The following is a 13,994-nucleotide window of genomic DNA, read 5'->3' as shown; positions in this document are numbered from 1 at the left end:
TTACCTCGCCAATCAAGGCCCCAAGCCAATCTTCCTTCGCCCCTCTTTCGCGAAGGGGAGCCGTCGGACCCGGGTGACGGAGTCCGCGTTGCGGTTCGCGCGGGCGTGGAACGATGCTTGCTGTATGAGTGCCATAACACGCGTCTCACAGAGAGGACTGCCATGCTCGACACACTCATTGTCGGCGCTGGCCTTTGCGGACTCAGCCTTGCCAGCAAGCTGCAGTTCGCCGGCCGCGACTATCTCCTGGTAGAAGCCCGTCCGCGTCCGGGTGGCCGTATCGACACCGAACGCGACGCCAACGGCCTTGCGCACGATCTGGGCCCCGGATGGTTCTGGCCCGAGACGCAGCCGCGCATGACGCGCCTGCTCGCTGACCTGGGCCTGCAGACTTTCGCGCAGCACGACAGCGGCACCATCATGATTCTCGCGCAGGGCGATGGCAGCCCCGAAGCCTTGCCGCAACCCGGGGTGCATAACGGCGCGCAGCGCGTTGTGGGTGGCATGCGTTCGCTGGTCGATGCCTTGCTGCAGCGCCTGTCGGTAGAGCGCCTGCGCTTCGGTTATGAAGTGACGCGTCTGTTCGACCAGGGCACGCATGTCGAAGTGCATTGCTGGACGGGCAAGGAAACCGTCGTGCTGAGTGCGCGCAATGTCGTTCTCGCACTGCCTCCTCGCCTTGTCGAAGAGCGTCTTTCCTTCACGCCGGCACTGGAAGCAGAAATGGTGGAAACACTGCGTGCCACGCCCACCTGGATGGCATCGGCCGCCAAGACATCCTGCGGCTTCGACCGCGCCTGGTGGCGCGACGGCGGGCTTGCCGGCAACGCTTTCGTGACGCATCCGCAGGCCGTGCTGGCCGAGATTTTCGACGCCTCTTCATCGACCGGCACGCCGGGCGCACTGGGAGGCTTCGTTGCCATGCCGCCTTCGGTGCGCACCGCCTTCAAGGCCGCGCTGCCGATGATGATCGGCAGTCAGCTCTCGCAGTTCTTCGGGCCGCAGGCGGCAGATGGTGAGCTGCACATGCGTGACTGGGCGACCGAGCGCTTCACGTGCAGCGGCATGGATGCGGTGTCGCGCAACGAGCACCCCGAAGACGGCGTGGAAGCCTATGCGCGTGCGCACTGGGCCGGCAAGCTGCACTTTGCCGGCAGCGAGACTGCAGCGCAGGCTGCGGGCTACATGGAAGGCGCGCTTGAAGTTGCCGCGCGTGTGTGGCAGCAACTCGACGAGCGCCCGCAGCTGCGCGTCGTGCCGCCGCCGCTCGCCGAGACGAATGCCGGCAGCCTCGACGCATTCGCCGCCTGGGTGACCGCGCGGCGCGAAGAGGCGATTGCCAACTATCGGCGCATGCTCATGCAGACCCTTTCCACACAGCAGTTCGAAGCGCCTACGCGCGTCGCCGTGATGGAGGTGGTGGGGCAGTTCTATGCCGCCGCGCTGACGCAACTCGCCGGTCTCGCGCTCGACCTCGATGGCGTGCCGGTAGAGAAGGGCCGCTCGGCGCTCACGCCGCGCGTGCTGGAGCCCTTCGTGGGTTTCAGTGATGTTTTCCTCACGGCGGCGGTTACGCACAACGCCACCTCGTGCGCGATTTCAAACTTCCCCACCGAGCACGACCCCGATGCCGAATACCTGCAGGCCATCCGCCGCGAGATGGCGGCGGCCTGGCGCGAGTTTGCGCTGAGCGTGAATGAACAGTTGCTTGATCGCGCGGAGGCGGCTGCGCATTAGGTGAAAAGTTTTCTTTGCATTGGTCGGGCGGTCCGGTGAGAGCTGGCCGCCCGTTTTTTTGTGTGAGTTCCTTGCAGCGCTGCTGATGTCTCCGCCTGCCCCCAGCTGCCGTCATTCCCGCGAAGGCGGGAATCCAGCGTCGTTCGATCCCGCCGCAAAGTCACTGGATTCCCGCCTTCGCGGGAATGACGGGGGAGCCAACGGTCGCTTCACCTCGTGGCCTGGACGGCCCTGTGGTGAACCCGACAAGCCCCGCGCAATGCCGCTGCAAGTGTTTGTGTGAATTGTCGTGTGCGTCGCTTTTGTGCGCCGCCACCTGCGTCGTGCAGGAATCTGCAAGCTTATGAATATCAAGAAGAAATGGCAGTGGCACGGAACTGGCTATTTACCCTTCGCCAGCCCCAGCCGAGCAGGATCTGTCTGCCAGGAAGAGCAGACAGCGCTGCAGAACAAGGAGTACGTCATGCAAGGTGCAACAGCAAGCTACGTCAGCATTGCCGATCTGAAGTCCAGTCACAATGCGCTGGCTACCCCCGCCGATATTCCTGCAACCGGTGGTGGTTGCGGTACCCATGGCGGAGAAGGCAAGGCCAGTTGCGGATCGTCAGGTGGCCCCGACGACATGCCGCAGGAAATCTGGGACAAGGTCAAGAACCATCCCTGCTACTCCGAAGAGGCTCACCACCACTACGCACGCATGCACGTGGCGGTCGCTCCGGCCTGCAACATCCAGTGCAACTACTGCAACCGCAAGTACGACTGTTCCAACGAGTCGCGCCCCGGTGTCGTTTCGCAGAAGCTCACGCCCGAACAGGCCGTCAAGAAAGTCGTCGCAGTCGCCAGCGAAATTCCGCAGATGACGGTGCTCGGCGTGGCTGGCCCCGGTGACTCCCTGGCCAATCCGAAGAAGACCTTCGATACCTTCAGGATGCTGCAGGAGCAGGCGCCTGACATCAAGCTGTGCCTCTCGACGAATGGCCTCGCACTGCCCGACAACGTCGACGAGATCGCCAAGTACAACGTCGATCACGTGACCATCACCATCAACATGGTCGACCCCGAGATCGGTGCCAAGATCTATCCGTGGATCTTCTGGGATCACAAGCGCGTAACCGGCGTCGAAGCCGCCCGCATCCTGCACGAACAGCAGATGAAGGGACTCGAAATGCTCACCGCGCGCGGCATCCTCACCAAGATCAACTCGGTGCTGATCCCCGGCATCAACGACGAGCACATGATCGAAGTGAACCGCGAAGTGAAGAAGCGCGGCGCCTTCCTGCACAACATCATGCCGCTGATCTCGGAACCCGAGCACGGCACCTACTTCGGCCTCAACGGCCAGCGTGGCCCGACCGCGCAGGAGCTCAAGGCTGTGCAGGACGCCTGCATGGGCGGCGCGAACCTGATGCGTCACTGTCGCCAATGCCGTGCGGACGCCGTCGGCCTGCTCGGGGAAGACCGCAGCAAGGAATTCACGCTCGACAAGATCGAAGAGATGGAAGTGGTCTACGACCTCGACCGTCGCCGCAGCTACCAGGACAAGGTCGAGGCCGAACGCCAGGCCCAGCACGCTGCCAAGGTCGAAGCCCTTGCCGCACAACCGGAGATCGCCTTCGACGAAAACATCAAGGTGCTCGTCGCCGTCGCCACCAAGGGTGGTGGCCGTGTGAATGAACACTTCGGTCACGTCACCGAGTTCCAGATCTTCGAAGTCTCGTCGAAGGAGGCGCTGTTCGTTGGCCACCGCCGTGTCGACCAGTACTGCCAGGGCGGCTTCGGTGACGACGAGCAACTGCCTTCGGTGGTGCGCGCCATCAATGACTGCCACGCCGTGCTGGTGGCCAAGATCGGCGCCTGTCCGAAGGACGAGCTCAAGTCCGCCGGCATCGAGCCAATCGACCAGTACGTCGATGAGTTCATCGAGAAGGCTGCACTGTCCTGGTTCGCCGACTATGCCAGCCGTGTGGTCGATGGCGTCATCGAGCATCAGCCGCGTGGCGACGCCTCGATCCGTCAGGGCGCATTCACGGCTGCTGCCTGAAGCATCAAGAAGTAGCCCGGCCCGCGAGGGCCGGGCAGTAACAACCGCACATGCAAATGTGCTGAACAAGCAAGGAGTCCATCATGTCCCTGACCATTGTTGCCGACGTCTGCACCGGTTGCTCCGCCTGCGAACCCGAGTGCCCCAACGATGCCATCAGCGAAAAGAAGAATCTTTTCGTGATCGACCCAGAGTTGTGCACCGAATGCGAAGGCCACTACGACACGCCGCAATGTGTCGCGGTGTGCCCCATCGACGACTGCATCATCCCGCTCGCCGCCTGAGGACCCCGCCGGGGATCCCGCGGATCCATCCCACCGAGGACATCATGACCAACGTAACGCTGACTCCCGCCGCCACCAAGTTCATCTCGCGCATGGTGCGTTTTTCCGGCCAACCCGAAGGTGCCGGCTTCCGCCTGCAAGTGAGTGCCGGTGGCTGCTCCGGCTTCAACTCCGAGTTCACCGTCGAAGCCGCACCCATGGCCAACGACTCCGTGGTTGAAGTCAACGGCGTGAAGCTGTTCCTCACGGCCGAGTCGCGCTTGCTGCTCGAAGGCGTGACTATCGACTTCGCCGATACGCCGACCAAGAGCGGGCTGACCTTCATCAACCCGAATCAGGCGCCGTGCGCCTGCAGCAGCAGCGGTCCCTCGGCTGGTCATGATCATGGTCACGACCACAGCCACGCGCCGGCCGCATCGCTGCCTGGCGTGGTCACCGTGTCGATCGACGCGATCCGCCGCCACTGAACCGCTGCGCATAGAGGGAGGTATGTCATGTCGTCCAGCAGCCTGGCATCGAACGTTGCAGACTTCGATGTCGCCGTGCTGGGGGGCGGACTGCCTCCTGCTGCCGAATCACTGATCCGTCGCGCGGGCCTCAACCGCAACGACGTTGCCACGGCGCAAGCCCTGCTCGAAGAAGCACGCGCGCTCGCACCCACGCACCCGGCGGTGCTGATCGCGCTGTATCGCTTCCACTTCTACGGCAATCGCCTCAAGGAGGCGCGCGGCATCGCCATCGACGCGTTGCCTGTCGCGCTGATGGCGCTGGGCCTGCGCACCACGCGCTGGCAGGACGTCAGCGCCGACAACTTTCCGCGCGACCGCTCCGCTGCACTGGAGCCGCTACCGCGCTTTTTTCTTTTCACGCTCAAGGGTTATGCCTACCTGAGCCTGCGCCTTGGCGAACTCGACGAAGGGCGTGCGGCGATTGCGCGCCTCAACGAGCTGGATCCGGCGGACGAAGTCGGCTACCGCGTGCTCGACGCCGTGCTCGCCCGCATGGGGCGTGACGACATCGGTTACGAAGACTGTCCCGAGATTGCAGGCGCGCGCACTGTCGGCGCCGACGAGGTGTTGTCATGATGGTCGCCGTCCCGCGCTTCGAACAGGACATTCCCCTCGTCGACTGGCATGGCACGGCGCTCGACTGCGACACCTGCCCCAGCCGCGCGAAGTATGAAGCCAGCGAGATGCGCTGCGAGCTTGCCCATGCCTGCGTCGAAGACCGCTACGCCAAGCGCGTAGACCGCTTCTTCAAGTGGAACCCGCATCTCGGTAACGACTTCCTCGGTCACCCGTACTTCGAAGTGCGCGCCATTGCCTGCCGCCACGCCGACGTGTTCCGCCTGCAATCGCTGATTCACGACGAAGACGAAACCGTGCGCCTGTCGGTGGCCGTGCGCTTGCCGCTGGGCCAGACCGTGCGATTGAGGGATGACCCGCATCGCGAAGTGCGCATCCGCGTCGCCATGCGTCTCGAAGGCAGCGAACTGCTGGCGATGAAGGACGACGAGGACTACTACGTGCGCAAGCTCGTCGCCCGCCGCGTGCCCGAGGGCATGCTGTCTCGTGTGATGCACGACCGCGAGTGGGAAGTGCGCCTCGAAGTCGCCAAACGCATGCCCATGCCCCGCCTGCTCGACATGTGTGACGACCCCGAGGTCGCCGTGCGCCGCGAAGTCGTGCAGCGCATGCCGCAGGCCTTGCTGTCGCGCATGGCGAAAGACCCCGCCTGGGAAGTGCGCTGGGAAGTTGCCCAGCGCGCCGACGCCGCACTCGCGCGCCAGATGAGCGAGCACGACGAAGAACCCGAAGTGCGCAACGAGGCCTTGTTGCGACTGGAACAACTCGGCGTGGGCAGTGCCCCCGCCAGCAGCAGGGAAGGAGTACGCCATGGGTGATATCAGCCGCGACAGCGACACCGTAGAACTGACCGCACCGCCGATCTTCAATTACGGCGAACGCGTGGTCACGCGCTACACCATCCGCAACGATGGCACCTATTGCGGCAAGGACATCGGTGAAGTGCTCGCACGCAAGGGCGATGTCGGCTTCATCCAGAGCATCAACACCTTCCTGCAGCAGTACTACATCTATGCCGTCGAGTTCATCGAGACCGGCAACCGCGTCGGCATGCGCGGCCGCGAACTGGTCTCCCTCGACAACCTGCCCGAACACGTCATAGAAGCCCTCGGCCCTGAAAAGATGGCCCAGCTCAACCGCGCCAAGGTGGGGGCAGTGCAGGAGGCGCCGCCGATCAAGGCAGTCGATGTGGAGATTGGCGGCATTCGTGTTGAAGAAGGAGAAGGCCATGTTTGACATGCGCGAAGCGAAGTACCAGTGGGGACAGCGCGTGTCCGCGCTGATCGACCTCTACAACGACGGCAGCTATCCCGAGATGCCCGAAGACGCGCTGCTCGTTGCCATCGGCACGCCCGGCGAGATCGTGCAGATCGGTCATCACGAAGAAGCCAACCTGCCGGTCTACATCGTCGAGTTCGGCACCGAACGCCCCTGCGTGGTCGGCGTGATGGAAGAGGAGATCGCGCCTCTGTGAGGCGCGTCGTCGGTGATGAACGCCATGCGCACCCTGCACCCCATCGAGAAGAAGGCTTCGGTGCTGGTCGGCCAACAGGAGTTCACGCGCCGACGCCTGCAGCGCGCGCTGAAGGACCGCGAACGTTACCGCTACGTCGAGCCCGAGGTGCACGTTACTGACGCCGGCTATCTCGTCACCAGTCCCTGTTGCTCACGCAACATCGACCCCGAAGGCGGCGTGATCGACATCGCCCGCATCGAACAGTTGGGCAGTTCCTGGCTGCTCTACTCGCGTGACCACCAGCTCGACATGTGGCTGCTGCACGACGAATACAAAGACCTCGACGCCTTGCTGGCCGTACTTTGTAAGGACAGCGAGCGGGTGTTCTGGCCATGAACGTTCATCACATTCCCTCAGATTCGTCATTCCCGCCGGCTTTACGTTCGGCGCAGCCGCATTCCGCTCCCCTCTCCCGCTCGCGGGGCGAAGCAAGGGTTTCGAGTTGCATGCAACTCGCTTGCGCAGCCGGTTGGCAATGCATTGCCAACTGTGGGGCGCAGAGCGGGGGTTGGGGGAGAGGGTTCGTGCGGGAATCCAGTGACTTTCAACGACGCTGGATTCCCGCATTCGCGGGAATGACGGCGGCGACCCCTGCATCTGGCGAATGGCCTGATCGGAGCACAGCATGATCTACCTCGACCACAACGCCACCACGCGCCCGCTGCCCAAGGTGATCAGCGCGATGAACGCCTGCATGCAGGACTGCTGGGGCAATCCGTCATCCAAGCATCCGCTGGGGCAGGAAGCCAGGCGCGAGCTGGCCGCCGCGCGTGCCGAGGTTGGCCTGCTGCTGCGCGCACAGCCTGTCGAGATCATCTTCACGAGTGGCGCGACCGAATCCAACCACCACGTGCTGCACGGTGCCCTGCATCGCCCCGAGATGCCACGCCGCATCATCCTCTCGGCCATCGAGCACGCCGGCTACATGAAGAGCGCCCTGCGTCTGCGCCAGGAAGGCGTCACGGTTGACCTGCTGCCGGTAGACAGCGCCGGCCGCGTGCGCCTCGATGCGCTGCGCGAGATGTTGCAACAGGATGCCGCGCTGATCTCGGTGATGGCCGCCAACAACGAAACCGGCGTGCTGCAACCCGTGCGTGAAATCGCCGCGATGGCGCGCGAGCGTGGCATCCCCATGCACGTCGATGCTACCCAGATGCTCGGCAAGCTGCCGCTGAGTTTTGCGGAGTGGGGTGCTGACCTCATGTCGGTTTCGGCGCACAAGCTGCACGGTCCCAAGGGCATCGGCGCGCTGGTCGTGCGTAAGGGCCTCACCTGGTCCTCGCTGCTCAGCGGCCAGCAGGAGCGTGCACGTCGTGGTGGCACCGAAAACCTCGCCGGCATCGTCGGCTTTGCCGCCGCGGCACGGCACGCACGCGAAACGCTTGAAACCGAAGCCGCCCGCCAGACCGCGCTGCGTGAAGCGCTGGAGGCCGGCCTCATCGAGCAGGTACCGGGCGTCACGATCTACGGCGCCGAAGCCGAGCGCCTGCCCAACACCGTGTGCCTCACCGTCGCCGGCATGTCCTCCGACAAGCTGCTCGACAGGCTCGAACGGCGCGGCATCTTCGCTTCCTCAGGCGCGGCCTGTTCGTCGGGCGGCTCCGATCCCTCGCATGTGCTGCTCGCCATGGGTGTCGCTGGCAACGTCGCGCTCGGCGCGATCCGCCTCTCACTGGGCCGCGATACGCAGCTTGCCGACATCAGCGAAGTCGTCGCCACACTGCGTGCCGTCGCCGAAGCGAACGACGCCGCTGGCAGCAACCCCGAGGCGCCCGCGCCGGCGCACTGATTCCCTTCCACACCCAACCTTCCTGACTGTGAGCCAGCACATATGAAAGTCATGATCCGCAAGAACGGCAAAGGCGAACTCTCGCTGTACGTGCCCAAGAAAGACCTCGAGGAACCCATCGTCTCGATGGAACGCCCCGAGATGTGGGGCGGCCTCGTCAAGCTCGGCAACGGCTGGGACATGTCCCTGCCCGAAATGCCGGCTGACACCAAGCTGCCCATCACGGTTGAAGCCAAGAAAGTCGGAGGTGAATGATGGCCATCAATGCCGAACAACTCACGCACGTCGCACGCCTCACGCTGCAATGCGTAACCCTCAATGACGCCGTCAAGGCCGTGCGCGAAGCCTTGCCGGGATTCCGTGCTTCGGCCGTCGACGCGCTGGACATGCGCGGCGAAACCCCCGTGCTGCGTATCGGTGATCGCGACCTCTACCTCATGCAGAGCGATGGTCATTGCTGGTCGGTGACGGCTGACCCCGGCCAGGCGGTGGGGCTGGTGCTGACGCAGCACATGTGAGTTCCGACATGTCTGGCTGCCGCACCTACCCTCTCCCGGCGCTTCGCGCCACCCTCTCCCGCAAGCGGGAGAGGGGATGCCATGCGCACTTCCCGCTCCCCTCGCCCGCTTGCGGGAGAGGGGTTGGGGGAGAGGGCAAACGCAGCACCTGCCACCCAGTCTTCCAAAGGAGCACTGACCATGGATAGCGACTGGATCGCCCTCTCCGTTGCCGACATCGCCGAGCGCGAAGAGCAACTGATCTCTCACGTTCTGCAATCGGGTCGCGTGTCGAGCGGCCCCATGGTGGAAGCCTTCGAATCCGTCTTCGCCGATTTTCACGAACGCAAATATGGCGTCGGTGTTTCCAGCGGCATGACTGGTTGCTGGATCGCACTGCGTGCCATGGGCATCGGCCCCGGCGATGAGGTCATCGCCAGTGCCTACAGCTGGCACCACATCGCCCACGCCATCGTGCATGCCGGTGCCACGCCGGTGTTTGCCGACATCGACTACTGGTCGGGCTCGGTTGCACCGAAGTCGGTCGAGCAGAAGATCACGCCGAAGACGCGCGCCATCATCGCCAGCAACTGCAACGGCCACCCGGCCGACTGGAGAGCCTTGCGCGAGATTGCCGACCGCCATAGCCTGCGCCTCATCGAAGACTCGACCGAGGCGATTGCCTCGCGTTACTACGACGACCTTGTCGGCAGCTTCGGCGACGTTTCCATCTTCGACCTCTCGCAACCACTGGCGGTCAGCTGTGGCGAAGGCGGCGTGATCCTCACCGACGACGCTGACCTTGCCTCAGAGCTGCGTTACCTGCGCGCGCATTCGCTGTCCGACCGCCTCTCCGTATCGGTCGGCAGCCGCGTGCCAATGCAGGGCTGCATGAGCGACCTGAGTGCCGCCATCGGCATTGCGCAGATGGAACGCATCTACGAAATCCTCGCGCGCAGGAAGCAGGTCGAGGTCTGGTACAACGAAATCATGCAGACCTTCGAGGGCATCAAGCCGCCCTACATCGCCGACGGCGTGAACGAAGTGCACTGGATGCTCTACGTCGTGCATCTGGGCAAGCGCATCACCGCCAGCGCGCGCGACAAGCTCATCGAAGACCTTGACGACGAAGCCGTCGAAGTGGCCGCCTACGCACGCCCCCTGCATCAGCAATTCTTCTACAGCCGCTTCGGCTACCAGAAGGGCGTCGGCGGGCTCTCCAACACCGAACGCATCGCCGACCGCTCGCTCGCGCTGCCCTTCCACGGCTTCATCGCCGAGGAAGAAGTGCGCTTCGTCGTCGGCACCCTCAAGGACGCAGCGACCAACGTGGGCGCCGGCGTACCCATTTACTGAGGCGATCGCGATGCACAGCAACCCAACCCCCCCAGCCCCCCTTGTCAGGGGGGAGTGCGTGCAGTGCGCGCCGGACTGCTCCTCCCCTGATAAGGGGAGGCTGGGAGGGGTTGCCGTTCATTTGAACAACGCACCCTACAAGGAACAACCATGACCCTGCCCGCCCAACTCGAAGCCAGCCTCAGTGCCGGCACACTCGTGCCCTACCTCGGCCCCAGCGTTCTCTCGCTGGCGCCCGACTACGCCGTGCCCGGCACGCCCGAAGCACTCGTGGCCCTGCTCACCGCCAAGGTCACCGTGCCCCACAAGATCCGTAACAAGCTCACGCAGGCAGCTCAGTTCATCGAGAACTTCAAGCACCGCAAGACGCTGGTCGACCAGATGAACGCCGCCTTTGCTGCCGCCCCCAGCACCTCGCCGCTGCACACCTGGCTGGCAGGGCAGGGCTTTCCCCTGATCGTCGACGCCTGGTATGACGAAGCCATGGCCGCCGCGCTGCAGGCCGAAGGCGTCAAGTGGGGTGAAGTGCAGGGCCTCTCGCAGTCCGAGCACTTCGGCACCTGGACCGGCTGGTACGACCGCGACGGCAACCCCGTGCCCGACCGCGCGCCCGACTGGAGCACGCTGCTCTACAAGCCCATCGGCTGCGCTTCACCGGCTGCCAACTACCTCGTTTCCGACACCGACTACGTTGAAGTGCTCACCGAGATCGATATCCAGACCCCCATCCCGCAAGAGATCCAGAGCCTGCGCACGGGCAAGAACTTCCTGTTCATTGGCTGCCGTTTCAACGACCAGCTCACCCGCACCTTTGCGCGCCAGATCATGAAGCGCTCATCGGACCGCCACTGGGCCGTGCTGCCCGAAGAGCCCACGCGCATGGAAGCCAAGTTCATGGCCGAGCAGAACATCACGCGCATCGCCATGCCGCTCGACGCCTTCGTCGCACAGCTCACCGCTTTGTCTCAACCCGCTTGATCACATCCATCCAGGAGAATCCACCATGCCAAAACTCACCATCCAGCCCTCTGGAAAAGTCGCTGACGTTGCCCCCGGCACCAACCTGCTCGCCGCAATCACGGGCGCGGGCGAAACCCTCAAGTGCACCTGCGGCGGCAACGGTGGTTGCGAAGCCAGCCACCTCTTCGTGAGCGAAGGTCGCAAGAGCCTCACCAAGGCACAGAAGCCCGAACACGAAAAGCTCGACTCCCTCGTTGGTGTCAGCTCCAAGTCGCGTCTCGCCTGCGTCGCCGCCATCGGCGAAGAAGACGTCACCGTAGAAATCCTCAGCTTCGTGTAATCCATTGCCGGCACTACTGCGCGGCCCGATCCCGGCGCTGCGATGCTCGACGTACTCCAGTACGTCTGCGCTTCTCGCACCGGCCTCGGGCCGCTCGCGACGTGCCAGCAACGGATCTGACGTGCTGAACAACAAATTCTGATTCATCCCCTGTTCAAGAGAGAACCATCATGAGCTACGACGCCATCAAATCCGACCGCGCCCTCTGCATCGGCTACCGCAAAGGCCTGGCCGGAAAGTGCAACGCGCAGGTCCTCAAATGCGAATGCGGTGCCACCGGCTGCCGCCAGACCTACGCCGAGAACTGCACCGAGCAGATCTTCGACGTGAACTACAAGTGTGTGAAGTGCGGTGCCGTGGGCAAGTACGAAGTGCTCAACTTCGTGAACCGCATCGGTGCATGACGCACAGCAGGTTGGGCTTCGCGCTTGCGCAGCTCAACCTCTTATAAGCAAACCTCGAATCCATGTTCAGCGCAGCGGTATTGCACACCATCGAAGAGGCCGGCAGCAGCATTCTGATCCTCACCGAGGGACTGGAGCGGGAGGAGTTTCTGCGCTCTCGCCTGACCCGGGCTGAGGTCAGCCGGCAGCTAATCATCCTCGGCAACAGCATCGCGCAGCTGCCGCCCGAGGCGCATGCAGCAATGCCGGAGATTGGTTGGGACGGGTGGAGCACAACGGGACGTCAGCTCTCTACGCCTGGCTCGGCGCAGGACGATGCCCTCTGGTTTGCCGTGATTTCGCTTGTGCCCGCCACGCTGATGTGGCTGCGCGTTTACCGTGAGAGCCAGCCGGGCATGTTCAGCTTTTCAGCCTGACTGTTGTGCCGTCAGGATTTTTTCCAGGAGTCCGGCTACTCCAGGAACTTTCCGTCGTTATAGGACTTCACAAGCTCCCGGTACGCGGGCTTGCTGCGGATGTCGCCGAGCGCCTTCCAGAAGCATTCAACCAGCGCTGTATTCGCCTGATAGAAGCCCTTGTTGAACATCACATAGCCATACAACGATTCAAGCGGTGGTTGCTGTGCCTTCACTTCAGCAACGAGTTCCGGATTGGCAGCAAGTATTTCGTTGACATGGCTTTCTATGGCAATAAGTCCTTCGGCGCGCCTTCTTGCCAGCATGCGCAACATCGTCGCATAGCCTGTGTTCTCAAGAGGCTCCAGGCCAAGTTTGATAGCGATATCGACGCCGGCCGCACCTCGTTCGACGATGACCTTGCGGTTCGAACCCTCGACTGTTCTGCCATTCCAGGAGAGCTTGCTTTCAGGGTGCAGGTACAGGATGTAGGAGTAGCCTTTCATTGCTCGGGCGGGGTCCGGCACGCCGCCTTTCAGCGGGAAAACGCCGTACTGGGCGCGCTCGGCGGACCATGAGGCAGAAAACGCGCCGTCCACGGCTTCTGTCTTGACCTGTTCCAGAACGCGCCGCCAGGGTGCGGTGACGAAATTGACAGAGACTCCGCATTGATTGCCGGCCGATCGCAAGATTTCAACCCTGAATCCGGGGCGATCAGGATTGGTCATGGTTCCATCTGTGGTCATCGCAGGAATGGATTCCGGAATGGTAGCCAACGTCATCGATAGCGCTGCATCTGATGGATGACAGAACAACAAAAGAATGAAGCAGTAGATGAAAATCCGGCTGGCGGGCATGTTTGCGTGAGGCGTGTTTCATGCAGGAAATTCTGCGTGAGCTTTAACGGTTAGCACACCATCAGCGTTGCCGCCATATCACAAATGGGTATTGAAAATTGTCCAGCAATGATCTTGCCTTGGTGGCCCTGTGTCTGCATTTTGTCGAGTGAATGCGCGGCAGGCAGACCGATGAATGAGGTTTGGCTATGAAGTAAGTCGATCGCGATTGATTTTTGATCAAGATCAAACAATCTGCCTCGCACTCTCCGCTTTGATCTTCTAGATTCAACGCGCAGCGCTTTGCGCTGACCGCAGGAATGCGGCCCCAAAAGTAAGTTCAGATAACAGGAGATTCGACAAGATGGTTCGAGAGTTTTTCTATGGTGGCGATCGTTTTCGCGCCACGCTGCACGGCCATGCCGGCAAGGAAGAAGTGTTCATAGTCCAGATGCTTGAAGATGATGAAGAAGGCCCGGAAATTTCGCTGGATCGTTTTGAAGATCCGGCCAATGATCCCGCAGCCAGCATTGAGAGCGTGCTGACCATGCTCGTCGACCGCATGCGTCGCGAACAAGGTCTCAACGCTGCCAGCGCAGCAGGTTTCAACTGGTCCGAAGGCCGTGTGCTCGCCAAGGTGCACAGCGGCGTGCAGCACTGAGTCGTCGCAGCAAACTCACCGCATCACCCCTGATGCCTCGCAGACCGGGTCGATACGAAGACCAAGAATCCCGGTGCTGTCTCTTTCTGTGTG

General features: G+C 62.8%; 19 protein-coding genes. 18 read left to right on the top strand and 1 reads right to left on the bottom strand.

Features of this window, described 5'->3' with window-relative positions:
- The first annotated feature begins 162 nt into the window (after positions 1 to 162).
- The 17 genes from ABEA02_RS18960 to ABEA02_RS18880 all read left to right on the top strand — a co-directional run bounded on the left by ABEA02_RS18960 (position 163) and on the right by ABEA02_RS18880 (position 12,425).
- A complete protein-coding gene (locus ABEA02_RS18960; RefSeq protein ID WP_345534671.1) occupies positions 163 to 1,737 on the top strand; it encodes a flavin monoamine oxidase family protein in 1,575 nt (524 codons plus the stop codon).
- A 343-nt stretch (positions 1,738 to 2,080) separates the two neighbouring features.
- The gene (gene nifB, locus ABEA02_RS18955; RefSeq protein WP_345534670.1) at positions 2,081 to 3,778 is read left to right on the top strand and encodes a nitrogenase cofactor biosynthesis protein NifB; all 1,698 of its coding nucleotides are present in this window, start codon (positions 2,081 to 2,083) and stop codon (positions 3,776 to 3,778) included.
- Between the two features lie 83 nt (positions 3,779 to 3,861).
- Complete coding sequence (locus tag ABEA02_RS18950; protein WP_345534669.1) at positions 3,862 to 4,062, top strand: YfhL family 4Fe-4S dicluster ferredoxin; 201 nt, start codon at positions 3,862 to 3,864, stop codon at positions 4,060 to 4,062.
- Positions 4,063 to 4,106: 44 nt separating this feature from the next.
- Complete coding sequence (locus ABEA02_RS18945) at positions 4,107 to 4,529, top strand: HesB/IscA family protein (protein WP_345534668.1); 423 nt, start codon at positions 4,107 to 4,109, stop codon at positions 4,527 to 4,529.
- A 27-nt stretch (positions 4,530 to 4,556) separates the two neighbouring features.
- Complete coding sequence (locus tag ABEA02_RS18940) at positions 4,557 to 5,147, top strand: tetratricopeptide repeat protein (RefSeq protein WP_345534667.1); 591 nt, start codon at positions 4,557 to 4,559, stop codon at positions 5,145 to 5,147.
- Positions 5,144 to 5,965 (top strand): 4Fe4S-binding leucine-rich repeat protein, encoded by an 822-nt coding sequence (locus tag ABEA02_RS18935; protein WP_345534666.1) that lies wholly within the window; start codon positions 5,144 to 5,146, stop codon positions 5,963 to 5,965. The genes ABEA02_RS18940 and ABEA02_RS18935 overlap by 4 nt, the downstream gene beginning before the upstream one ends.
- A complete protein-coding gene (locus ABEA02_RS18930; protein ID WP_345534665.1) occupies positions 5,958 to 6,383 on the top strand; it encodes a nitrogen fixation protein NifZ in 426 nt (141 codons plus the stop codon). The genes ABEA02_RS18935 and ABEA02_RS18930 overlap by 8 nt, the downstream gene beginning before the upstream one ends.
- The gene (locus ABEA02_RS18925; protein WP_345534664.1) at positions 6,376 to 6,621 is read left to right on the top strand and encodes a nitrogen fixation protein NifZ; all 246 of its coding nucleotides are present in this window, start codon (positions 6,376 to 6,378) and stop codon (positions 6,619 to 6,621) included. Before ABEA02_RS18930 ends, ABEA02_RS18925 begins: the two co-directional genes overlap by 8 nt.
- A 15-nt stretch (positions 6,622 to 6,636) precedes the next feature.
- The gene (locus ABEA02_RS18920) at positions 6,637 to 6,999 is read left to right on the top strand and encodes a DUF3024 domain-containing protein (protein WP_345534663.1); all 363 of its coding nucleotides are present in this window, start codon (positions 6,637 to 6,639) and stop codon (positions 6,997 to 6,999) included.
- Between the two features lie 289 nt (positions 7,000 to 7,288).
- Positions 7,289 to 8,452: a cysteine desulfurase family protein gene (locus tag ABEA02_RS18915; RefSeq protein ID WP_345534662.1), complete on the top strand. Its 1,164-nt coding sequence runs from the start codon at positions 7,289 to 7,291 to the stop codon at positions 8,450 to 8,452.
- Between the two features lie 42 nt (positions 8,453 to 8,494).
- On the top strand, positions 8,495 to 8,707 hold the full coding sequence (gene nifT, locus ABEA02_RS18910) for a putative nitrogen fixation protein NifT (protein ID WP_345534661.1): 213 nt from the start codon (positions 8,495 to 8,497) through the stop codon (positions 8,705 to 8,707).
- Entirely contained in the window at positions 8,704 to 8,970 is a 267-nt protein-coding gene (locus ABEA02_RS18905; protein ID WP_345534660.1) for a hypothetical protein, read from the top strand. The genes nifT and ABEA02_RS18905 overlap by 4 nt, the downstream gene beginning before the upstream one ends.
- Before the next feature lie 180 nt (positions 8,971 to 9,150).
- Positions 9,151 to 10,305, top strand: coding sequence for a DegT/DnrJ/EryC1/StrS family aminotransferase (locus ABEA02_RS18900; RefSeq protein WP_345534659.1), 1,155 nt, complete (start codon positions 9,151 to 9,153; stop codon positions 10,303 to 10,305).
- 150 nt (positions 10,306 to 10,455) lie between these two features.
- A complete protein-coding gene (locus ABEA02_RS18895; protein ID WP_345534658.1) occupies positions 10,456 to 11,283 on the top strand; it encodes an SIR2 family NAD-dependent protein deacylase in 828 nt (275 codons plus the stop codon).
- Between the two features lie 25 nt (positions 11,284 to 11,308).
- Positions 11,309 to 11,605, top strand: a complete 297-nt coding sequence (locus tag ABEA02_RS18890; RefSeq protein ID WP_345534657.1) for a hypothetical protein — start codon at positions 11,309 to 11,311, stop codon at positions 11,603 to 11,605.
- A 170-nt stretch (positions 11,606 to 11,775) separates the two neighbouring features.
- Entirely contained in the window at positions 11,776 to 12,009 is a 234-nt protein-coding gene (locus tag ABEA02_RS18885; protein WP_345534656.1) for a hypothetical protein, read from the top strand.
- 80 nt (positions 12,010 to 12,089) lie between these two features.
- Positions 12,090 to 12,425 carry a HepT-like ribonuclease domain-containing protein gene (locus ABEA02_RS18880; protein ID WP_345534655.1) on the top strand — a complete coding sequence of 112 codons (336 nt, stop codon included), beginning with the start codon at positions 12,090 to 12,092 and terminating at the stop codon, positions 12,423 to 12,425.
- 35 nt (positions 12,426 to 12,460) lie between these two features.
- Here the strand turns inward: ABEA02_RS18880 and ABEA02_RS18875 are convergent, their stop codons facing one another.
- Positions 12,461 to 13,261: a substrate-binding periplasmic protein gene (locus ABEA02_RS18875; protein WP_345534654.1), complete on the bottom strand. Its 801-nt coding sequence runs from the start codon at positions 13,259 to 13,261 to the stop codon at positions 12,461 to 12,463.
- Positions 13,262 to 13,604: 343 nt separating this feature from the next.
- On the opposite strand from ABEA02_RS18875, the gene ABEA02_RS18870 reads away from it, so the two are divergent.
- The gene (locus ABEA02_RS18870; RefSeq protein WP_345534653.1) at positions 13,605 to 13,901 is read left to right on the top strand and encodes a hypothetical protein; all 297 of its coding nucleotides are present in this window, start codon (positions 13,605 to 13,607) and stop codon (positions 13,899 to 13,901) included.
- The last annotated feature ends 93 nt before the right edge of the window (positions 13,902 to 13,994 follow it).

The sequence above is a fragment of the Viridibacterium curvum genome, assembly GCF_039544165.1.
In the GTDB taxonomy this organism is placed as follows: Bacteria; Pseudomonadota; Gammaproteobacteria; order Burkholderiales; family Rhodocyclaceae; genus Viridibacterium; species Viridibacterium curvum.
The sequence above is the reverse complement of the archived record's forward strand: the minus strand, read 5'-3'. Positions and strand labels throughout refer to the sequence as shown.